This is a genomic window from Amycolatopsis kentuckyensis (genome assembly GCF_002155975.1).
Lineage (GTDB): Bacteria > Actinomycetota > Actinomycetes > Mycobacteriales > Pseudonocardiaceae > Amycolatopsis > Amycolatopsis kentuckyensis.
This window is the reverse complement of the sequence record NZ_MUMI01000328.1, coordinates 22,829-43,469: the sequence shown is the minus strand read 5'-3', so window position 1 is coordinate 43,469 and position 20,641 is coordinate 22,829. Positions and strand designations below refer to the sequence as shown.

22 protein-coding genes are annotated in these 20,641 nt (G+C 72.5%); 10 read left to right on the top strand and 12 right to left on the bottom strand.

All coding sequences use genetic code 11. From position 1 onward, the window contains the following. Positions 1-67: 67 nt before the first annotated feature. The gene (locus CCN39_RS29640; protein WP_086847510.1) at positions 68-931 is read right to left on the bottom strand and encodes an SDR family NAD(P)-dependent oxidoreductase; all 864 of its coding nucleotides are present in this window, start codon (positions 929-931) and stop codon (positions 68-70) included. A gap of 146 nt (positions 932-1,077) precedes the next feature. Here CCN39_RS29640 and CCN39_RS29635 point away from each other — a divergent pair, with 146 nt between their 5' ends. Together CCN39_RS29635 and CCN39_RS29630 are read left to right on the top strand one after the other, a co-directional pair. Beyond that, entirely contained in the window at positions 1,078-1,743 is a 666-nt protein-coding gene (locus CCN39_RS29635; protein WP_086847508.1) for a TetR/AcrR family transcriptional regulator, read from the top strand. 15 nt (positions 1,744-1,758) lie between these two features. Beyond that, positions 1,759-2,628 (top strand): TIGR03564 family F420-dependent LLM class oxidoreductase, encoded by an 870-nt coding sequence (locus CCN39_RS29630; RefSeq protein ID WP_086847506.1) that lies wholly within the window; start codon positions 1,759-1,761, stop codon positions 2,626-2,628. 175 nt (positions 2,629-2,803) lie between these two features. Here CCN39_RS29630 and CCN39_RS29625 read toward each other — a convergent pair whose 3' ends face one another. The 4 genes from CCN39_RS29625 to sigC form a co-directional block, all read right to left on the bottom strand. Beyond that, positions 2,804-4,027 (bottom strand): PucR family transcriptional regulator, encoded by a 1,224-nt coding sequence (locus CCN39_RS29625; RefSeq protein WP_086847505.1) that lies wholly within the window; start codon positions 4,025-4,027, stop codon positions 2,804-2,806. Between the two features lie 135 nt (positions 4,028-4,162). Further along, the gene (locus tag CCN39_RS29620; RefSeq protein ID WP_003056009.1) at positions 4,163-4,621 is read right to left on the bottom strand and encodes a (2Fe-2S)-binding protein; all 459 of its coding nucleotides are present in this window, start codon (positions 4,619-4,621) and stop codon (positions 4,163-4,165) included. Between the two features lie 8 nt (positions 4,622-4,629). Beyond that, complete coding sequence (locus CCN39_RS29615; protein WP_086847503.1) at positions 4,630-6,867, bottom strand: xanthine dehydrogenase family protein molybdopterin-binding subunit; 2,238 nt, start codon at positions 6,865-6,867, stop codon at positions 4,630-4,632. Between the two features lie 164 nt (positions 6,868-7,031). Next, a complete protein-coding gene (sigC, locus tag CCN39_RS29610) occupies positions 7,032-7,583 on the bottom strand; it encodes an RNA polymerase sigma factor SigC (RefSeq protein WP_086847501.1) in 552 nt (183 codons plus the stop codon). A 58-nt stretch (positions 7,584-7,641) separates the two neighbouring features. On the opposite strand from sigC, the gene CCN39_RS29605 reads away from it, so the two are divergent. Further along, positions 7,642-8,328, top strand: a complete 687-nt coding sequence (locus tag CCN39_RS29605; RefSeq protein WP_167455212.1) for a zf-HC2 domain-containing protein — start codon at positions 7,642-7,644, stop codon at positions 8,326-8,328. Between the two features lie 22 nt (positions 8,329-8,350). On the opposite strand, the gene CCN39_RS29600 is transcribed toward CCN39_RS29605, so the two are convergent. Next, on the bottom strand, positions 8,351-9,091 hold the full coding sequence (locus CCN39_RS29600; protein ID WP_208630444.1) for a DUF427 domain-containing protein: 741 nt from the start codon (positions 9,089-9,091) through the stop codon (positions 8,351-8,353). 100 nt (positions 9,092-9,191) lie between these two features. Between CCN39_RS29600 and CCN39_RS29595 the strand changes: the two genes are divergently transcribed. Next, positions 9,192-10,391, top strand: coding sequence for an ROK family transcriptional regulator (locus tag CCN39_RS29595; protein ID WP_086847496.1), 1,200 nt, complete (start codon positions 9,192-9,194; stop codon positions 10,389-10,391). Here the strand turns inward: CCN39_RS29595 and CCN39_RS29590 are convergent. After that, positions 10,388-10,849, bottom strand: a complete 462-nt coding sequence (locus CCN39_RS29590) for a pyridoxamine 5'-phosphate oxidase family protein (protein ID WP_086847494.1) — start codon at positions 10,847-10,849, stop codon at positions 10,388-10,390. The two genes, CCN39_RS29595 and CCN39_RS29590, sit on opposite strands and share 4 nt — an antisense overlap. Here CCN39_RS29590 and CCN39_RS29585 point away from each other — a divergent pair. Together CCN39_RS29585 and CCN39_RS29580 are read left to right on the top strand one after the other, a co-directional pair. Further along, positions 10,848-11,330, top strand: coding sequence for a MarR family winged helix-turn-helix transcriptional regulator (locus CCN39_RS29585; RefSeq protein ID WP_086847491.1), 483 nt, complete (start codon positions 10,848-10,850; stop codon positions 11,328-11,330). The genes CCN39_RS29590 and CCN39_RS29585 overlap by 2 nt on opposite strands. A 50-nt stretch (positions 11,331-11,380) precedes the next feature. Further along, a complete protein-coding gene (locus tag CCN39_RS29580) occupies positions 11,381-11,710 on the top strand; it encodes a nuclear transport factor 2 family protein (protein WP_086847489.1) in 330 nt (109 codons plus the stop codon). On the opposite strand, the gene CCN39_RS29575 is transcribed toward CCN39_RS29580, so the two are convergent. Beyond that, positions 11,700-12,200 carry a PaaI family thioesterase gene (locus tag CCN39_RS29575; RefSeq protein WP_086847487.1) on the bottom strand — a complete coding sequence of 167 codons (501 nt, stop codon included), beginning with the start codon at positions 12,198-12,200 and terminating at the stop codon, positions 11,700-11,702. The two genes, CCN39_RS29580 and CCN39_RS29575, sit on opposite strands and share 11 nt — an antisense overlap. Positions 12,201-12,323: 123 nt before the next feature. Between CCN39_RS29575 and CCN39_RS29570 the strand changes: the two genes are divergently transcribed. From CCN39_RS29570 to CCN39_RS29560, 3 genes are read left to right on the top strand one after another with little or no spacing between them, the layout of a single operon-like run. Next, positions 12,324-12,692, top strand: coding sequence for an ArsR/SmtB family transcription factor (locus CCN39_RS29570; protein ID WP_086847486.1), 369 nt, complete (start codon positions 12,324-12,326; stop codon positions 12,690-12,692). 9 nt (positions 12,693-12,701) lie between these two features. After that, on the top strand, positions 12,702-13,433 hold the full coding sequence (locus tag CCN39_RS29565; RefSeq protein ID WP_086847484.1) for an HAD family hydrolase: 732 nt from the start codon (positions 12,702-12,704) through the stop codon (positions 13,431-13,433). Then, entirely contained in the window at positions 13,430-15,829 is a 2,400-nt protein-coding gene (locus tag CCN39_RS29560; RefSeq protein WP_086847482.1) for a glycoside hydrolase family 65 protein, read from the top strand. The genes CCN39_RS29565 and CCN39_RS29560 overlap by 4 nt, the downstream gene beginning before the upstream one ends. Here the strand turns inward: CCN39_RS29560 and CCN39_RS29555 are convergent. Together CCN39_RS29555 and CCN39_RS29550 are read right to left on the bottom strand one after the other, a co-directional pair. Next, positions 15,810-15,992, bottom strand: a complete 183-nt coding sequence (locus tag CCN39_RS29555; RefSeq protein ID WP_086847480.1) for a hypothetical protein — start codon at positions 15,990-15,992, stop codon at positions 15,810-15,812. The genes CCN39_RS29560 and CCN39_RS29555 overlap by 20 nt on opposite strands. Positions 15,993-16,034: 42 nt before the next feature. Further along, entirely contained in the window at positions 16,035-16,976 is a 942-nt protein-coding gene (locus CCN39_RS29550) for a Ppx/GppA phosphatase family protein (protein ID WP_208630443.1), read from the bottom strand. 256 nt (positions 16,977-17,232) lie between these two features. On the opposite strand from CCN39_RS29550, the gene CCN39_RS29545 reads away from it, so the two are divergent. Beyond that, a complete protein-coding gene (locus CCN39_RS29545; RefSeq protein ID WP_086847477.1) occupies positions 17,233-17,814 on the top strand; it encodes a class F sortase in 582 nt (193 codons plus the stop codon). Positions 17,815-17,886: 72 nt separating this feature from the next. Here the strand turns inward: CCN39_RS29545 and CCN39_RS29540 are convergent, their stop codons facing one another. Beyond that, positions 17,887-18,927 (bottom strand): LLM class F420-dependent oxidoreductase, encoded by a 1,041-nt coding sequence (locus CCN39_RS29540; RefSeq protein WP_086847475.1) that lies wholly within the window; start codon positions 18,925-18,927, stop codon positions 17,887-17,889. 82 nt (positions 18,928-19,009) lie between these two features. After that, positions 19,010-20,218, bottom strand: coding sequence for a fumarylacetoacetase (gene fahA / locus CCN39_RS29535; protein WP_086847473.1), 1,209 nt, complete (start codon positions 20,216-20,218; stop codon positions 19,010-19,012). Positions 20,219-20,641 lie beyond the last annotated feature (423 nt).

The window sequence follows — 20,641 nt, the reverse complement described above, 5'->3', positions numbered from 1 at the left end:
CCGGTCGCCGCAAGCCCGGCCCGGTCGCCGCAAGCCCGGCCCGCGGGGGCGCCCCCCGTTTTCCACGCTACCGGTGGGCACCGACATTTTCGGCCGGGGCGATGCCCTGGGCCTCCGCCGACAGGTCCTGCCACTCGTCCCAGGTCGCGAGCCGGTCCGCGTAGGCCTGCTGGATCATCGGGTAGAAGCCCTTGCCGAAGAGCACCCGCAGGGGCGGGTTGGCGACGTCGACGACCTTGAGCAGGGCCTGGGCGGCCGCCACCGGGTCCCCGGCCGGCTGCTTGCCCGCCACCTCGCCGAGGCGGCGGCGGAGCTCGTCGTAGACCGGGCTGGTCTCGGCGACGTGGCCGTTGGCCAGGGGGTCCGGGTTCTTGCCGTCGCGGGTGGCGTAGCCGCCCGGCTCGATGATCGTCACCTTCACCCCGAAGCCGGCGACCTCCTTGGCCAAGGTTTCGTTCAGCGCCTCGATCGCCCACCGGGACGCCTGGTACGCGCCGCCGAGCGGCATCGCGATGAGGCCCGCGGCCGACGACAGCTGGATGAAGTGGCCGGCACCCTGGTCGCGCAGGACGGGCAGGGCGGCCTGGATGACCCACACCGGGCCGAACACGTTGGTCTCCAGCTGGGCGCGCAGTTCGGCCTCGGTCAGCTCTTCGATGGCGCCGATCTGCGCGTACCCGGCGTTGTTCACGACGACGTCGAGGCGTCCGAAGTGCTCGGCCGCCCGCTTCACGTTCTCGAAGACGGCGGCCTTGTCGGTCACGTCCATCTCCAGGGGCAGGATCGCGTCGCCGTAGGTGGCGACGAGTTCGTCGAGGCTCTCGGTGGACCGCGCGGTGGCGGCGACCCGGTCACCCCGGCCGAGGGCGGCCTCGACGAAGCAGCGCCCCAAGCCGCGCGACGAACCCGTGACGAACCAGACCTTGCTCATGGTGTTTCCCCATTCTCTGCACTGCATGCGATTGCCCACAGGACACCGGCAGCCGGACACCCGTGACAGCACGAGGAGGTGACGCCGGTCACCTGGAAGAGCACCGACGTTTGACCAAATGAGAAATCTGGTCATACGATGCCAGCGTGCCTCCTGCCGAAGACCGGGCCGAACGGGCCGAACGCATCCTCGACGCCGCCGCCGAGCTGCTCCTGCGTGCCGGCTACCGGCGTACGACCGTCGAGGACGTCGCCGAGCGGGCAGGTGTCGGCAAGGGCACCGTCTACCTGCATTGGAAGAACCGCGAGGAGTTGTTCCTCGGCGTCCTGCTCCGCGAATCCGTCCGGGCGCTCGAAGATCTCGTCGCGGCGATCGCGGCGGACCCCCTCGCCGTGCGGCTTTCGCGGCTGACCGAGCTCCAGTACGCCAACGTGCTGGGCCGCCCGCTGCTGCGGGCCGGCTACGCCGACGACGCCGACACGCTCGGCAAGCTGCTGCCGAAGCTGCACGGCAAGCTCGACCCGCGGCACGCGGAAGCCTTCGTCGACTACCTCGAGCTGCTGGCCGCGAACGACCTGCTGCGCACCGACCGGCCGGTCCGCGAACTCGCCGTCGCCTTCCAGGCCGTGCTGCACGGCTTCCTCGGCCGCACTCCCCCGCCCGAGCCGGGCCTGATCGCCGACACCGTCGCGCACGCCTTCGAGCCGCTCGCCGTGTCGACGAGGCAGCTGCGCGCCGTGGCGCCACGGGCGCTGGCGCTGTTCACCGAAGCCGTCGCACTCGACCGCAAACAGCTCGAACGCGCGTACTGACCACGGGGAGGACCCATGCGCACCGGAATCCTGATCGACGAACTCGGCGTCGGCTTCGACACCATGACGGCCCAAGCCCGCGAAGCGGCGAAGCTCGGCTACGGCACGCTCTGGGTGGCGCAGCGCGGCGGCTGGGACGCGCTCACGGCGCTGCCCGCGCTCGCCGCGGCCGCGCCCGGCCTCGAACTGGGCACCTGCGTCGTGCCGACGTACTCGCGGCACCCGATCACGATGGCCGCGCAGGCGCTGACGGTCCAGGCGGCGGCCGGGGTGCCCGTCCACCTCGGCCTCGGGCTGAGCCACCGGTTCATCGTCGAAGGCGAGTTCGGCTACTCCTACGACCGTCCGATCCGGCACCTGAGCGAGTACCTCCAGGCGCTGCACCCGTTGCTGCGCGGGGAAAGGGCGGACGTCCACGGCGAGTCCCTGACGGCCGCGGGCGCGGTGAACGCACCCGGCGCGCAGCGGCCGGCGGTGCTGATCGGCTCGGTGAGCCCGCAGTCGACGCGCCTGGCCGGCGAGCTCGCCGACGGCGTGATCACGACCTGGGCGGGCCCGCGGGCGATCGGCGAGTTCGTGGTGCCGGCGCTGGGCAGGCCGTCCCGCGTGGTCTCCGGCCAGCTGGTCTGCGTGACGTCCGAAGTGGACGAGCGGCGCAGGTGGGTCGAGGAAACCTACGGCGGGGCGGCGAACATCCCGGCGTACCGGGCGATCCTCGACCGCGAGGGCCACGAGCGCGTGTCGGACAGCGCGCTCATCGGCGACGAGGAAACGGTGCGGCGCCAGGTGAAATCCCTCGCGGACGCCGGGGCGACGGAGCTGCTGGTGATGCCGGTCGGCTCGGCGGAGGAGCAGGCCCGCACCCGGGAACTGCTGGCCGCGTGAACCGGCCCTGGCGGACGACCTGCGCCCGGTCGTGCGGCGGCTGCGCGAACACCTGAGCCGGCCCGCGGGGGCGCCCCCCGTTTTCCACTCTACCGGCAGGCACCGACAATTTCGGCGCCCCGGGAGGCCACCACCGCGGCTCCGGGGCGGATGAGCCGGAACAGCCCGGCGAGGGCTAACGCGGTGCCGGCAGGTGGGTCGCGTCCGGGAACAGGTTCAGTGCCCGCAGGGCCGCGCCCAGCTCGGCGATGTCCGCCGGGTTCGTCAGGGAGCGGCCCAGTTCCTCCGTGATGCGCTTCAGGCGGTGGCGGATCGTGTTGGGGTGGCAGAACATCCGCTCCGACGTCAGCTTCGTCGACCCCTGGCAGTCGAACCACGCGCGCAGCGTCAGCAGCAGCACGTTGCGGTCGTCGCCCGGCAGGTCCAGGACCGGCTGGAGCACGTGGTGGGCCAGCTGCACCGACGCCTCCGGGGCGCTGGCCACCAGGCCGGCCAGCGGGGACTCGGTGAACTGCACCAGCCCCGGCGTGCCCGGCGTCATGCTCGACAGCGCCACCCGGGCCAGGTGGAGCGCGCGGGCCGTGTTGCCGAGGCCGGTGAACACCGGGCTCATCCCGACCCGGCCCACCGGGTGCTCGCGGACCAGGGCGACGATCGCCTTCGAAGCGGCCGGGTCGCGCAGGGACACCACACCCACCTGCAGGTCCGGGGTGAGGCGCCACGCCGAGGCGTGCTGCGCCGCGCGCAACCGGGCCTCGATCTGCGGGAGCGGTTCGTGGCCCAGCCGCGGGGTTTCGGCCGCGACGACGACGAACGTGCCGTCCAGGGACAGGTCGAGCACGCGGGCGATGTCCCAGAGCGTCCCCTCGGTCGCGGCGCCGCCCGCGAACAGCGCTTCCACCAGCGCCGAGCGCCGGTTCTGGTGCGCCACCATGACTTCCGCCGTCGTGTCGCGGTAGGCCGTGGTGAGGGCTTCGGCGAGGTCGTCGATGAGCGCCCAGATCGCCGTGGTCGCGGCGACCAGGCCGGCGAGGTCCTCGGCACCGGCGGTCAGCTCGACGAACCGGTGCCAGACCTCGGTGAGCCCGATCCGGTAGGCCCGCAGCAGCTCCGGCAGCGGCGCGCCCTGCAGGGCCCGGGCCCGGCCGGTCGCGCGGGCCTGGGACAGGTCGGGCACGTCCGAGCCGCGCAGCGTGCGCATCACGTGCTCGAGGTTGGCGCGCACCGAATTCCGCAGCTCGGCGTGCGTGACGAACCGGGCGTCGGCGTAGACCGGCATTTCGGCGCGGATCTGCCGCACCGTGCTCTCGACGAGTTCCGGCAGTTTCCGCTCGACCTCGGTGGCGAGGACGGCGACACGCGGGGCGAGCCCGTCGGACAGAAGCGCCTGGTAGTGCATGGTGGCCTCCGGTCCCCGGCCTCTTCGTCGAGGTCCGAGACCGACATCTAACCCGAACGAGGCCACCACGTTCGGGTGAACTTGCTACAGGAACCGCGAATGCGGAGGTTCTTTTGTGGAACCTCCGCATTCGCGTCAGGCCATCTTGGCGGCCGCGCTCTTGATCGCCTCCCGGATCCGGAAGTAGGTGCCGCAGCGGCAGACGTTCTGGATGGCGTCGATGTCGGCGTCCGTCGGGTTCTTCGTCTTCTTCAGCAACGCGACCGCCGCCATGATCTGGCCGGGCTGGCAGTAGCCGCACTGGGCGACGTCCTGCTCAAGCCAGGCCTCCTGGACCGGGTGCAGCTCGTCGCCGTCGGCCAGGCCCTCGATCGTGGTGACCTCGCGCCCGGCGCACTCCGACACCGGCGTGACGCAGGGGTTGAACGCCTCACCGTCGAGGTGGCTGGTGCAGGCCTTGCAGACGTTGATGCCGCAGCCGTACTTCGGCCCGCGGACCTTGAGCTTGTCGCGCAGCGCCCACAGCATCGGCAGGTCGGCGGGCGCGTCGACGGTGACGGTCTTCCCGTTCACCACGAAGGTGTAGTTCGGCATGGGTCTCCTCAGCGCGGGAACGGGTCGAAGTCGACCGGGAAGGTGATCGGGAAGCTGCGGGGCTTGATCCCGGTGGCCCGGGCGTAGGCGTTGGCGATCGCGCCGACCGGGGCCGGCAGGCCCAGCTCGCCCGCGCCGCCGATGTCGTCGCCGGTCGCCGGCATGACGTGCACGGTGACGTCCGTCGGCGAGTTCTTCTGCCGCGCGTAGTGGAACTGCGAGTAGCTGCCCTCCAGCGGCAGGCCCTTGTCGATGTGCAGGCCCGCGGTGAGCGTCGTGGAGATCGCGTCGGTCAGGCCGCCGAGCATCTGCGCCTGGATGCCGCGCGGGTTCACCGGCTTGCCGACGTCGACCGCGATGGTCGCCTTCGTGACGCGCGGGTGCTTCGGATCGCGCGCGTCCAGCTCGACCAGGCAGGCGGTGTAGGACTTGTACTCGCCGTGCACCGCGATCCCCTGCGCGAACCCGGCCGGCATCTTCTTGCCCCACTCGCCGAGCTCGGCGACCTTGTCGAGCACCGCGCGCTGACGTTCTTCCTTGATGAACTCGCGGCGGAACTGCACCGGGTCCTTCCCCAGCTTCTTCGCGATCTCGTCGACCATGATCTCCTCGGCGCCCCGGGTGTTCGCCGAGTAGACCGACCGCCACGCCGAGGTGTGGAACTTCAGCGGGACCTCGTTGAGCAGCTGCGTGGTGACGCCGAAGTTGTACGGCGACTTCACGGTCAGCAGGAACACCGTCTGCGCGAAGCTCAGGTTGCCGCCGACGGGCAGCTTCGCCGCGAATGCGGTGAGGATCTCGCCGAGGCCGTGGCTCCAGTCGGTTTCGACGCTCGCGACGCGGTGCTCGAACGTCAGCACCTGCCCGAGCGCGAAGGTCGCGCGGATCCGGTGGTAGCTGGCCGCGCGCGCCCGGCCGTGGCGCATGTCGTCGATGCGGCTCCACATCAGCCGGACGGGCTTCTTCATCGCCTTCGAGATGTGCGCGGCTTCGAGGGCGGCGTCGAAGAACAGCCGCCGCCCGAAGGACCCGCCGCCCTGCTGGACGTGCACGGTGACCTTGTTCTCCGGCAGCCCCAGCTCCTGCGCGATGGTCTGCTTCGCCACGATCGGCGACTTCAGCCCGGCCCAGATCGTCGCGCTGTCCTCGCGGACGTCGGCGACCGCGGAGTTCGACTCCATCGGCGCGTGGCTCGCGAAGGCGAAGTCGAACTCGCCGTCGACGTACTGGGTCAGCAGCGGCGGCACCACGAACGGCAGCGCCGCGGCCCGCAGCTTCTTCTTGATCGTCTCGTTGTCCTCGCCGTCGACGGTGCCCGGGCCCCAGGTGACGTCGAGGGCGTTCTTGCCGTCGAGGGCCTGGCCGAACGTCTCGGCCATCACCGCGACACCGGTCGGCACGACCGCGATGTCGATGATCCCGGGCATGGCGCGGACGGCGGCCTCGTTGTTGACCTTCCGCACCGTGCCGTTGATGGTCGGCGGCCGGCGCACCATCACCGGGTTGGCGCCGGGGACGTCGAGGTCGAGCGTGTAGACCTGCTTCCCGGTGACCATCGCGCGGGCGTCCGTGCGCGAGGTCGGCGTCCCCACGAGCGTGTGCGCCGACTCGGCCTTCGGCGCGATGGCCCCGGTGGTCAGGTCCGTGCGCGACGCCGGCCCGGCGAGGGTGCCGTAGGAGGCGCTGCGCCCGTCGGGCGCCCACACCGCACCGTCGCGTGTGGACAGTCGCGAAGCGTCGGTCCCCCACTGCGCCCCGGCCGCGGCGACCATCCGGGCGCGCGCGGCCGCCGCGGTGGCGCGGACCGGGTCGTAGAGCGAGCGCATCGTGTTGGACCCGCCGGTGAGCTGGTTGAACAGCAGCTCGGTGCGGGCGTCGGAGAGCACGACGTCGACGCGGTCGAGCGGCAGGTCCAGCTCTTCGGCGACGAGCATCGCGGTCGCCGTCGTGATGCCCTGGCCGACCTCGGCGCGCGGCAGCTGCAGCCGCGCCCGGCCGTCGGACGTCAGTTCGAGCACGAGCATCCCGGCGGTCGGCGCGCACGACAGCGTCAGGACGTCGCCGAGGTCGAGGATCTCCGCCGGCTGCGGCAGGGTCGGGACGACGGCGTCGGCGCGGGCCGGGGCGACCGCGTCGGCGGTGAGCTTGGTGGCGACGGTGAGCGTGGGCGCGGCGACGAGGTAGGTCAGGAAGCGGCGGCGGCCGACCTGCCCGGGCTCGGGCTGTTCGGTGGTGGGACTGGCCATCGGGGATCCCTTGCTGGGTGGTGGCGGGGTGCGCGCCACGCTAAGGACCCCTCGGCAGGGCGTCAACGCGCAGTAGTCGTGTTCGCCCATCTCTGTGACGAGATGACAGCGGAAGCCGCCGAATGTGTGCGCCGCCACAGCGCCGGATGGGGGTACGGCCTGGTTCAGCCGGCCCCGCGGGCGCGCCGGGCCTGGATCAGGTCCTCCCGGGCCCGGGCGACGCGGGAGCGGACGGTGCCGACCGGGCAGCCGCAGACGTCGGCCGCCTCGGCGTAGGACAGCCCGAGCACCTGGGTCAGGACGAGCACCTCGCGCCGGTCCGGCTCCAGCCCGTCGAGCAGCAGGCGCAGTTCGACGAGGTCCTCGAAGCCGGCGCCCGGATCGCGGGTGCGCTCGGCGGCGGCCTCCCAGTCGGTGTCGGCGATCTTGGGCCGCGCGCCGGCGGCCCGGATCTGGTCGACGACGACGCGGCGCGCGATGGACAGCAGCCAGGTCCGCGAAGACGAGCGTCCCGCGAAGCGGCGAAGGCTGCCGAAGGCGCGGAGATAGGTCTCCTGCGTCAGGTCGTCGGCCGCGGCGGTGTCGGTGAGGTGGGCGAGGAAGCGCCAGACGTCGGCCTGGGTGGCGCGGACCCACGCTTCCAGCGCGCGCTGGTCGCCGCGACCGGCGGAGAGCGCCAGGGCGGTGACGCGGTCGTCGTCCTCACGGTGGGTCATGATCCGGAACTTAGCAGTGACCGGGAACTTTCCGGATCCGCCGTCCGACTACCGGACCATGAGGTGCGAGGACTGCCGTGAAGCCCTGTCGGCGCGATTGGACGGCGAGGCCGAGCCGGTTTCGCCCGATGAGCACCTGGCGTCCTGTGCGGAGTGCCGGGCATGGCTCACCGGCGCTGAACGGCTGCGACGCGCGATGCTGCTGCGCCCGGCCCCGCCGGTGCCCGACCTGACCGCGGCGATCCTCGAGCGGACGCCGGCGCCGTCCGGTGAGCGCTGGGGACGGCGGATCGCACTGGCGGCGGTGGCGATCGCCCAGCTGGGGCTGGCGTTCGCCGAACTGCTCGGAACGGCCCACGGCGGCGTCCACCTCGGCCACGAAACCGGCGCGTGGAACCTGGCGGTGGGCATCGGCCTGCTGACGGCGGCCCTCCTCCCCCGGACGGCGGGCGGCCAGCTGCCGCTGCTGACGGGGTTCGTCGGGGTGCTGCTGGTGTTCTCGGCGGGCGACCTGGCGGCGGGCCAGGTGACGCTGTCCCGGCTGTCGACGCACCTGCTCGTGGTGCTCGGGCTGGCGTTGCTGTACGCGGTGCACCGGGGCCACCGGGACCGGGGCGCCCCGCTCCCGGCCGCCACCGCCGACGACGGCGCCGCGACGTCGGGGTCCACTGTGGACGCCCCGGCGGCGGGACGGCCGCGTCCCCGCCCGTTCCGGCGGCACGCCCACGGCCGACACGCCGCCTGAGGTATAGGGCGTTATACGAGGGTCAGGCGAACTTCGTCTTCGGGCGTTCCTGCCGGACGCCGTCCACGTACACGTCCACCTTCTCGTCGAGGAACGCCACCAGTCCCGCGGCCCGGATGCTCTCGGGCAGCGGCGTCGGGTAGCTCCAGGCGAGGTCCTGGTGCCCGGCCACGTCGAAGTGCTCGGCGGCGCCCTTGTAGGGGCAGTGCGTGACCACGTCGATCTTCGCCAGCAGGTCCATCCGGACGTCCACGCGGGGCAGGTAGTAGCGGGTCGGCAGGCCGGTCTCGAACAGCAGGTGCGGCCGCACCGAGTCCGCCACCGGCACGCCGTCGACCTCGATCCGCACGTGGCGTGAGCTCGGCAGGACGTCGACGCGGACGCCCGGGTCGCGGGGGTGGGTGAAGATCTGCTCGTCCTCTTCGAACCAGTCGAACGCGGCGAACTCGAAGCGGACGTGGCCGCGGAGCTCTTCGATCGGGGAATCCGGGTACTCCAGCGCGCCGTCCACCGCCTCGGCTGCGGCACCCTTTATCGTCGACAGAACAGCTTCTCCGCGGCTCGGCGAGTGCGCCGTCCGGCCGGAGGGGGTGAGAACACCGCTCACGACGTCCGCGCGCGGGATGTAGTACGTGGGGTAGTACGGAACTTCCCACACCAGGAGGGGGTGCACCGTGTCCGCGACGATCTGCCCGCCGAGGAACACCCGTACCCGCTTCGCGCCCTGTACCACGCGGACCCGGCCGCGTCCCGGAGTGTTCATGCTCCGCTCAACGGGCCGCGAAGTGCGGGTATTCCGCCGGGATCCGGGCCGGGACGGCTAGCGTGGCAGGCAGCACGAGGACGACAGGAGGCGGGCACGGGTGGCCGGCGTAGAGATCCCCACGGTCGGTACCCCCGCCGGGATGCGCAAGATCAACCAGCGGGCGGTGCTCGACCTGCTGCGCCGCGGCGGGCCGGCGACCCGGCCGCAGGTGGCGAAGGACACCGGGCTGTCGAAGCCGACGGTCAGCCAGGCGCTGCTCGCGCTGGAGGCGGCCGGGCTGGCGCGCCCGACCGGGCAGACGTCCACCGGCACCGGACGCTCGGCCGTGCTGTACGAAGCCGACCCCACCGCCGGGTACGTGCTGGGCGTCGACATCGGCCGCGAGCACCTGCGGGTCGCGGTGTCGGACCTCGGCCGCACGCTGGTGGTGCGCCGCGACGAGCGCAACACGGCGCGGTCCGGGGCGGCGCTGGTGACGGCGGTCGGGAAGATCGCGGCCGCGGCGGTCGCGGAGGCCGGGCTTTCGGCGGGCGACATCGTTGTCCGCGTGGTCGGCTCCCCCGGCGTCGCCGATCCGGAGAAGCGGTGCTTCCGGCACGCGCCGAACCTGCCGGGCTGGGGCCGGGCGGGACTGATCGACGACCTCGAGGCGGCACTGGGCCCGGACCTGATGGTCGAGAACGACGCGAATCTCACCGCGGTCGGCGAGTGGGAAAGCGGGGCCGCGCGCGGCGCGTCGGTGTTCGGCTGCATCACGATCGGCACCGGCGTCGGCATGGGCCTGATGGTCGACGGCCGGGTGTTCCGCGGCGCGACCGGGGCGGCGGGCGAGATCGGCTACCTCCCGTACGGCCGCACGCGCGCGGCCGACGAGCCGAGCACACCCCCGGCCCGCGGCCACCTCGAAGAGGCGACGGCGGCCCAGTCGGTCGTCCAGGGTGCCCGCGAACTCGGCCTGGGCACGGCGAAATCGGCCCGTGAGGTGTTCCGCCTGGCCCGCGAAGGCGACGAGCTGGCGCGGCAGGCTCTGGCGGCGGAAGCGGATCGCCTCGCCTACACCGTGGCCTCGGTGGCAGCGGTGATCGACCCGGAACTGATCGTCCTGGGCGGCGGCATGGGCACGGCGGCGGACCTGCTGCTGGAGCCGATCGACCGGGCGCTGCGGGCGTTCACGCCGCTGGTGCCGAAGGTGGTCCAGGGTGAGCTGGGCGAAGACGCGGTGCTGGCCGGCGCGATCAGCGTGGGCCTGCGGGCGGCCGAAGGGCTGGTGTTCGACCGCCGCGTGGGTGCCGCCTAAGCCGCGCGCCAGGCCTCGCCGCCGGCCGAGATGCGCCAGGGTGTCAAGCGCAGGACCGTGATCTTCGGGTCCCGGTGGTCCTCGCCGCCGAGGATTTTCGGGTCGTAGCCCAGCGGCCCGGGCGTGGCCGCGAACAGGTCCCACAGGTTCTTGCGCGTCTCCTCGTCGTCCTCGAACTCCGCGCGGCACTCCGCCACCGCCACCTCGTGCTGCGGGTCCCAGTACGAGCACGACACGTACGGCGACACCGCCAGGTGCGCGAGCTTCACCGGCGTCGGCCGGGTGAACAGCCGGCCGACCAGGCCGTCCGGCGTGTGCTCCCAGATCGGGTGGACGACCCGGGACCGCGGGCGGCCGCGCCGGTCGACCGTCGCCAAGGTGCACCAGACGATCCGGTGCGCCACGCGGACGAACGCTTCCGCCAGTTCCGCCGGCACTCCGCTAGATTCCACAACCATGGTTGTGCATCCTACCGCCGAGAGCCTCGACCTGTCACTGACGGCCCTCTTCGCCGGCTGGGCGATGACGGACGAGGTCCAGCGGCGGCTCGCGACCCGCGGCTTCGGCGACCTGCGCTTCAACGACGGCGTCGTCATCCAGCACGTCCTGGCCGCGCCGCTGTCCATCACCGCGCTGGCCGAGCGGATGGGCGTGACCCAGCAGGCCGCGTCGAAGGCGGTCGCGGACCTCGAACGCCGGGGGCTGGTGCGCCGCGAGGCCGACCCGGCGGACGCGCGCACGAAACTGCTGCACCTGACCGACCACGCGCTGGCCGCCGTCGAAGCGACGCGGGCGCTGCGGCAGGAACTCCAGGAGGAACTGGTCACCGAGTACGGCGCCGGCCGGGTCGAAGACGCGCGCGCCCTCCTGGCCGCGGTCATCGGCCGCTACGGCGGCGGCGACGCGATCCGCGCCCGGCGGGTCCGGCCGCCGCGCTGACTACCTCCGGCGTAATCGACGCCGTCGCCCGGAAGGCCGACGATCGGCGCATGAGCGAATCCGCGAAGAACCGCATGATCGTCGTCGACTGCCTGGAGAACCTGTTCGTGCGCCAGGACTTCGACGCGGCAATGGCCGCGCTCCACCCCGATTTCGTCACCCACAGCCCCGGGCTGCCCTCCGGCCGCGAGGCGTTCACCGACGCCGTGAAGAACTCGCCGCTGGCCGGCGCGAGCGCGGTGCTCAAGCACGTCGTCGCGGAGGACGACCTCGTCGTCGCGCACCTGCACGTGGCCGGGACCGCCATCGTCGACATCCTGCGCGTCGAGGACGGCCTGCTCGTCGAGCACTGGGACGTCAAGCAGCCGATCAGCGCGTGATGACGCAGGTCCCCGACGCCGTGGCCAGCAGCTTGCCTTCGGCGTCGCGGATCTCCCCCTCGGCGAAGGCGATCCGGGAGCCCTCCTTGACCACGCGGCCGGTCGCGCGGATTTCCCCGCGGCCGGCGTGGATCGCGCGCAGGTAGCTCACCTTCAGCTCCACCGACGCGTAGCCGACGCCGGCCGGGAGCGTCGTGTGGACCGCGCAGCCGACCACCGAGTCCAGCATCGTCGCCGCCACCCCGCCGTGCACCATGCCGATCGGGTTGTACAGGGACTCGTCCGGCTCGGCGACCGCGACGACCTCGCCGGGTTCGATGCTTTCCCACCGCATGCCGAAGTGTTCGGCGATCGGCGCCGGCGGGACGCGGCCCTCGGCGATCGCCCGCATGTACTCCAGGCCGGACATCGTCGCGCCGAGCCGGGCCGTCTCCAGGGGGTCCTGCCACGTGATGGTCTTCGAACGGACCGGGGCTTCGACGTCGGTCATGCGGGCTCCTCGATTATGACAACTGTCTTAACGCCAGCGTCGCCCGCGGGAACGCGAGCGTCAAGCGCGTCGTGACCCACACCACCGGTGGTCCGCCCGCGGCGAGGGTGGAATCATCCGGGGGTGAGCACCGACCGCAAGCTGATCGACCCGGAACGCGTCGCGGCGGCGGTCGACGGACTGGGCGACCGCGCCGTCATCGACGAGTGGGCCCGGCGCTTCTCCGTGGTCGCCGACCCCTCGCGGCTGGCGCTGCTGGTCTCCATCCACTACGCCCGCGAGATCAGCGTCACCGACCTCGCCGCCGCCACCGGCATGACCGACACCGCGGTGTCGCAGGCCCTGCGGCTGCTGCGGGCACACGGGCTGGTCACACCGCAGCGCACCGGCCGCGTGGTGCGGTACCGGCTCGCCGACGCGACCGTGCACGAACTCATCCATCGGGTGCGGCCCCACTCCGAACAACCCGCGAACACAACCAAAGACCGGTAGCGTGCGGGCATGACGGGATTGCCCGAGACCATCACCGCCTGCCTGTTCGACCTCGACGGAGTATTGACCGGCACGGCGGTCCTCCACCGCGAGGCCTGGAAGCGGACGTTCGACGAATTCCTCCGCACCCGCGACGGCGCCGGGTTCGCGGAGTTCACCGACCACGACTACGCGGCCTTTGTGGACGGCCGCCCCCGCGCCGACGGCGTGCGGGAGTTCCTGCGGTCACGGGGGATCGTGCTGCCCGAAGGCGAACCGGACGACCCGGTGGACGCCCCGACCGTCAACGGCGTGGGCAACCGCAAGAACGAACTCGTCCTCAAGATCATCGACGAGCGCGGCGTCAACCCGTACCCGGGTTCGGTGCGCTACCTCGAAGCGGCCAAGGCCGCCGGGCTGCGGATCGCCGTCGTGACGTCGTCGGCGAACGGCGCGAAGGTCCTCGACGGCGCCGACCTGAGCAAGTACGTCGAGGCGCGCATCGACGGCATCGTCATCCGCGAACGCCACCTGCGCGGCAAGCCGGCCCCGGACTCGTTCCTGGCCGGCGCCGCGGCCCTCGGCGTCGAACCCGCGCACGCGGCCGTGTTCGAGGACGCCCAGTCCGGCGTCCAGGCCGGGAAGGCCGGCGGCTTCGGCTACGTCGTGGGCGTGAACCGGGCCGACCAGGCCGCCGCGCTCGAGGCCCACGGGGCCGACATCGTCGTCGACGACCTCGCCGACCTCCTGGAGGACCGATGACCGAACCGCACGGCTACGAATGCTCGCCGTGGGCCCTGCGCTGGCGCGGCATGGACGTCGACGCCCTGCAGCGCACCGAATCGGCGTTCGCGGTGTCCAACGGCCACATCGGCCTGCGCGGCACCCTCGAGGAGGCCGAGCCGCGCGGGCTGCCCGGCACCTACCTCAACGGCTTCTACGAGCAGCACGAACTCCCCTACGCCGAAGCGGGCTACGGCTACCCCGAAGAGGGGCAGACCGTCGTCAACGTGACCGACGGCAAGATCATCCGGCTGCTCGTCGAGGACGAACCGCTCGACATGCGCTACGGCGCGGCCACCGCGCACGACCGCGTGCTGGACTTCCGCAAGGGCACGCTGAGCCGGACCACCGAATGGTCGTCGCCGACCGGGCGGCGGGTCCGCGTGCGCACCGAGCGGCTGGTGTCGTTCACCCAGCGCGCGATCGCCGCGATCCGGTACGAGGTCGAGCCGCTCGACGAGGACCTGCAGCTGGTCGTCCAGTCCGACCTGCTGGCCAACGAGCCGATCGAATCCGACACCAGCGACCCGCGGGTGGCCGCGGCGCTGGAGGCACCGCTGGTGAGTGAGTTCCACCGCGCGTCGGAGTACAACGCCGTGCTGGTGCACCGGACCCGCCGGTCCGGGCTGCGGATGGCCGCGGCGATGGACCACAAGATCGAGGTGGACGACGGGATCCGCGCCCGCATCCACGCCGAGGAGGACCTCGCGCGGCTGACCGTCGCGGTCGACGTGCCCAAGGGCGGCCGGCTGCGGATCACCAAGTTCCTCGCCTACGGCTGGTCCGCGCAGCGCTCGGTGCCGGCACTGCGCTCGCAGGTCGAGGCGGCGCTGGCCGGTGCCCGCCAGACCGGCTGGAAGGGCCTGCTCACCGAGCAGCGCGAGTTCCTGGACGACTACTGGACCACGTCGGACATCGAGATCGAGGGCGATCCGGAACTGCAGCAGGCCGTCCGCTTCGCCCTCTTCCACATCCTGCAGGCCGGGGCCCGCGGCGAGAGCCGCGCGATCGCCGGCAAGGGGCTGACCGGGCCCGGCTACGACGGGCACGCCTTCTGGGACACCGAATCCTTCGTCCTGCCGGTGCTGACCTACACCATCCCGGACGCGGCGCGCGACGCCCTGCGCTGGCGTCACTCCACAATGGACAAAGCGCGGGAACGCGCGCACCAGCTGGGGTTGCGCGGCGCGGCGTTCCCGTGGCGGTCGATCAACGGCGCCGAGTGCTCGGCGTACTGGCCGGCGGGCACGGCGGCGTTCCACGTCAGCGCGGACATCGCCGACGCGGTCGTGCGCTACCTCAACGCGACCGGCGACGAGGAGTTCGAACGCGACTACGGCACCGAGCTGCTGCTGGAAACCGCGCGGCTGTGGGCGTCGCTGGGCCACCACGACCGGCACGGCGCGTTCCGCATCGACGGCGTCACCGGGCCGGACGAGTACTCGGCGGTGGCGGACAACAACGTCTACACGAACCTGATGGCGCGCCGGAACCTGCAGGCGGCGGCCGAGTCGTGCGAGCGGCACGCGGGCGTGGCCGCGCGGTTCGGCGTCGACACCGTCGAGCTGGACTCCTGGCGCGCGGCCGCGGCGGCGATGTTCCTGCCCTACGACGAAGAACTGGGCGTGCACCCGCAGTCGGAGGGCTTCCTCGACCACGACGAGTGGGACTACGAGGGCACCGACCAGGCGCACTACCCGCTGCTGCTGCACTTCCCGTACTTCGACCTCTACCGCAAGCAGGTCGTCAAGCAGGCGGACCTGGTGCTGGCGCTGCACCTGTGCGGCGATTCCTTCAGCGCGGAGGAGAAAGCCCGCAACTTCGCCTACTACGAAGCACGGACCGTGCGCGATTCTTCGCTGTCGGCGGGGACGCAGGCGGTCATCGCGGCCGAGGTGGGGCACCTGGAGCTGGCCTACGACTACCTCGCCGAAGCCGCGCTGACCGACCTGCACGACGTCCACAACAACGTGCGCAACGGCCTGCACATGGCGTCCCTGGCCGGGGCGTGGCAGGGCGCGGTGGCCGGGTTCGGCGGCCTGCGCGACCACGGCGGGACGCTGGCCTTCGCGCCGCGGCTGCCCCCGCAGCTGGGGCGGATCACCTTCCGCCTGATGTTCCGGGGCACCCGGTTTCAGGTCGAGATCGACCCCGACCAGGCCACGTACCACGTCATCGCCGGTCCACCGCTGGAAGTGCTGCACCACGGCGAGCGCATCACCGTCACGGCGGAGCCGCGGCGGTACGCGGTCCCGAAGGTCGACCCCGGCACACCGCCGAAGCAGCCTCCCGGCCGCGCGCCGATGCGGCGCGACTCGGAGGCGGTGCGTCAGTACGCGGAGCCGGCGAACCCGATCACCGAGGAAGGTCGCTAGCGGCCTCGCGTGCGGGTGGGGCCGGGACTTCCTCGGTCCCACCCGGGCTCACGTCCGGATCCGGTGCGGTCGGCACGTCGTGGGTCAGCTTGCCGGGGGTCGGGAGCTTCGGGAGCTCTTCGTCTTCTTCGTCGCGGCCGTGGCGGCGCTGCTGCTCGCTCATGCCTTCCGGAATACCCGGTTTTCCCGGCGACGGCCAGCGGGATCAGGCCGCGCGCTTGCCCGCCGCGGCCCGCGCCTTGTCCTGCAGGGTGAGCAGCAGGCCGTCGCGGGTCGACCAGGGGCAGATCGTCACCTTGCCGCCGGCGACGGTCAGCAGGGCTTCCGCGACGATCGCGCCGGCCAGCGCCTGGTGGGCGCGGCTGCGCGAGATGCCCGGCAGTTCCGCCCGCTTCGACGGCGGCAGCGCGGCGAGCCGCGGGATCCACGCCCGGAGGTCGCCGAGGCGCAGTTCCTTGCACTTGCCGGGGCGGGCGCCGGCCAGCCGCGCGAGCTGCTGGAGCACCTTCGAGCAGCCGACCACCCGCGGGTCGTCGACGTCGGCGGCGCCGAGCGTGGTGGTCACGACGTCGAGGGCGTGCGCGCGCAGGGCCTTGACCTGCTTGTTCGACACGCGCTCGGACGGCAGCCAGTCCCGCGTCATCGAGCGGGCGCCCAGCGGCAGCGAGCGCGCGAACGTGGCTTTTTCGCCGGAGCCGGCGGCCAGTTCGACCGTGCCGCCGCCGATGTCGAGCACGAGCATCGGCCCGGGCTCGGCGTCGTACCAGCGGCGGGCGGCGAGGTAGGTCAGTTCGGCCTCGCAACGGCCGGAGAGGAACCGCAGTTCGACCCCGGTTTCGCCGGCGACGTGCCGGACGACGTCCGCCGCGTTGGCCGCGTCCCGGATCGAGGACGTGGCCAGGGGGTAGACGTCGCTGACGCCGTGGCGGTACGCCGTGGTCATGCCGGCCGCGACGGCGGCCGTGACGGCCTCGATGCCGCGATCGGAGAGGCGGCCGCGGACGTCGAGCTCGCGGTCCAGGCGCAGCCGCGTCTGGTGGTTGACCACCGGCTCGCGGGGTGAGCCGTCCACCGGCACCACCACGAGCCGGGCGCTGAACGAACCGACGTCCAGCACGCCCACCGCGGGCTCTTCTCTTTTTCGCACTGCTCGGCGCACCTCACTTCCGCCTGCTGAATATCCCCAGTCCGGCCGCTCGAAACCAGCAATGATGTCCGATCTCACGGCTCGCCGCCGGGCATTTCCGGTATTGAGGCCCTCCGGGCGTGCCTTCCTGACGCGAAGGTCACAGTGAGATAACCCGATCGAGTGAACTACGGTGCAACCGGACACGATTCGGTAACGCCCGTGTGCGCACGGCGATTAATCGGACATCGGAACCGGCGTAGAGCAGGGGAAAGAGATGCAACGGCCCGAGCGGCTCGTGCGGCCGGCCGCGGTCGTGCTCGCGGTCGTGGCGGGGCTCGGCTGCGTCCTGCTCGGGGTGACCTCGGTGCTGTCCCCGGCGCCCGCGATCGCCCCGGCGGCGGATCGTCCCCCGGTGGCCGGAGCTCCGCCGGTCACGGTGCTGATCCCGGCACTGGGCCTGACGCCGGCTCCCGTGATCGCGCTCGGTCACGTCGACGGGCGCCGCGAGCAGCCGGGAACCGCGTTGGGGGTCGGCTGGTTCGCCGACGGGCCGGTGCCGGGAGCGCCCGGGGTGGCGGTGTTGTCCGCGCACGCGAGTTTCGGGTACTCGGCGGGCGCGTTCGCGCGCCTGGGCAAGCTCTCGCCGGGAGCGGTGATCACGGTGCGTGACGCTCGAGGGCAGGAGGCGCGCTTCACGGTTCGGCGGACGGCGGTGTTCCCCGCGGATGAGCCGGACGGGGCGCTGGTGGCGCCGGACGGGGCGGGGCCGGAGCTGCGGCTGATCACCAGCGACGGAACGTATGACGGCGCGGGGCTCGGCGAGACGCGGGTTGCGGTTTACGCGTCCCCGGCCTGACGCGCGGTGGGTCGTGAATGACTCTTTCCTGCGTGGGACCGCAAGGAAAGAGTCATTCACGGCGCGGCGAGGTCAGCCGATCAGCTCACGCAGCTGCGACACCGCCGCCACCCGGCCCTCACGGCCCGGCTGCAGCGGGTTCACCACCAGCGTCGTCGCACCCGCCTCGGCGAAGGCCGCCACGCGCTCCTTCACGTACCCCGCCGGGCCGACCAGGGAGATCGCGCGCAGCAGCTCGAGCGGAACCGCCGCCGCCGCTTCTTCCTTCTTGCCGTCCAGGTACAGGTCCTGGATCAGCTTCGCCTCGGCCTCGTAGCCGTAGCGGCAGGCCAGGTCGTTGTAGAAGTTCTTGCCGCGCGCACCCATGCCGCCGATGTACAGGGCCAGCACCGGCCGGACGTGGTCGAGGAGCGGCTCGACGTCGTCGCCGATGGCCAGGGCCACCGTGACGAACGTGTCCAGCTCGCCCAGTGCCGCGTCGCGCTTGGCCTTGCCTTCGGCGAGGGACGCGCCCCAGACGTCGGCCGCCTTCTCGGGGTGGAAGAAGATCGGCTGCCAGCCCTCGGCGATCTCGGCCGTCAGCGCGACGTTCTTCGGCCCGATCGAGGCCAGCAGCACCGGGATCCGCTCGCGGACCGGGTGGTTGATCAGCTTGAGCGGCTTGCCGAGCCCGGTGCCCTGCTCGGGCGGCAGCGGGATCGTGTAGTGCTTGCCCTCGTGCACCACGCGCTCGCGGCGCCACACCTGGCGGCAGACGTCGACGATCTCGCGCGTGCGGCCCAGCGGCGCGTCGTACTTCACGCCGTGGAACCCTTCGATGACCTGAGGGCCGGACGCCCCGAGCCCGAGGATGAACCGCCCGTCGGAGACGAAGTCGAGGCCCGCCGCGGTCATCGCGGTCAGCGTCGGCGTGCGGGTGTAGATCTGGAAGATGCCGGACGCCAGCTGGACGCGCTCGGTCTTCGCGGCCAGGTAGCCGAGCTGGCTGACCGCGTCGAACGAGTACGCCTCCGGCACGAAGACGACGTCGAGGCCGGCCTTCTCCAGTTCGACGACGTCGGCGACGCTTTCGGCGAAGCCTCCGGAGTAGCTGATCCCGGTCCCGATCTTCATGGGCGTCCTCCCGTGGTGAGCAAGCGCTTAGTCGCAGGTCATTATGCGCGCTGCCCGGCTCCGGCCGGTATGGGCACCGCCACTATCCGCCCGCGACCACCGTCCCCCGCACGTCGCCGAAGCCGATGCGCGTGCCGCCCGGGCCGGGAGCGGTCGCGCTGATCACCACCTCGTCGCCGTCCTCGAGGAACGTGCGCGTCACGCCGCCCGGCAGCTCGAGGGGCTCCTGGCCGCCCCAGGACAGCTCCAGGAACGAACCCCGCTGGTCGCGCTCGGGGCCGGTCACCGTGCCGGAGGCGTAGAGGTCGCCCGTGCGCAGGCTCGCGCCGTTGACCGTCATGTGCGCCAGCTGCTGCGGAGCCGTCCAGTACTGGGTCGCGAACGGCGGGCTCGACACCAGGTGACCGTTGAGCCGGATCTCCAGGGCCAGGTCCAGCCCCCATTTTTCGGAGGTCCGGAGGTATTCGAACGGCTCCGGGTCCTGCGGCGGGCCGTCGACGCGCGCGTGCTCCAGCGCGGCCAGCGGGACGATCCACGGCGACACCGACGTCGCGAACGACTTGCCGAGGAACGGGCCCAGCGGCTGGTACTCCCAGGCCTGGATGTCCCGCGCCGACCAGTCGTTGACGAGGCAGACGCCGAACACGTGGTCCGCGAAGTCCGCTGTGGACACCCGGGTGCCCGCAGCGGACGGAGTACCGACGACGAAGCCGACCTCCGCCTCGATGTCCAGCCGCTGCGAGGGGCCGAACGAAGGGGCATCGGCGTTGCGGGGCTTGCGCTGCCCGTGCGGCCGGACGACCGGCGTGCCCGAGGTGACGACGGTGCCGGCCCGGCCGTGGTAGCCGATCGGCAGGTGCTTCCAGTTGGGCGGAAGCTCGGTCGCGTCCGGGCGGAAGATCTTGCCGGCGTTGAGGGCGTGGTGCTCGCTGGAGTAGAAGTCGACGTAGTCGGCGACCTCGACGGCGAGGTGCGTGGTGACCTCGGCCAGCGGCACGAGGTGCGGCCGGAGCTGGTCGGCGTAGCGGGGTTCGGTCAGCCATTCGGTGAGGCTCGAGCGGACTTCGCGCCAGGTGGCGGGCCCGGCGGCCAGCAGCGGGTTGAGGACACCGGCGGTGAGCAGCGGCGCAAAGGCGGCGGCCGTTTCGGCGGCCGCGGCGGTCAGGTCGAGCACCTGATTGCCGACGGGCACGCCGACCCGCCGCGCGGGTGCCCCGCCGACGGAGAAGACACCGTAGGGCAGGTTGTCCAGGCCGAAGGGGCTGTCTTCGGCAAGCTCGAGCCAGGTCACGTCAACTCCTCATCCGAGGCGGCTCGCACCGCCGAGTAATCGCCCACGATCACGCGGGGCTTCGGGTCGGCGGCGCCGCCGGACGGGGCGGCCGCCACGATCGAGCATCGCCGTGGGCGGCCCGCGGCGCCGGCCAGGTCCGCGGCGGTCGGGCTCACCCTCGGGCAAGCCACGCCTGCCGTCGCCATCACTGCCCGCCTTCCGCGGCAGGCACCGCCAGGACCGGTCGCGAGGCAGCACGGCCAGGCCGCTCGGCCCGCCAGGGCGGCCGCCACGGCACTCCGCCTCGGGCCGTCCTTGCCGCCAGCCGGCCGCCACCGCGCTCCGCCTCGGGCCGCTGGGCCGCGCCGGCGGCGGCCAGCACGCCCCGCCTTGGGCGGCCCGCACCGGCAACCAAGCCGGCCGCCGTCAGGTGGGGCTGGG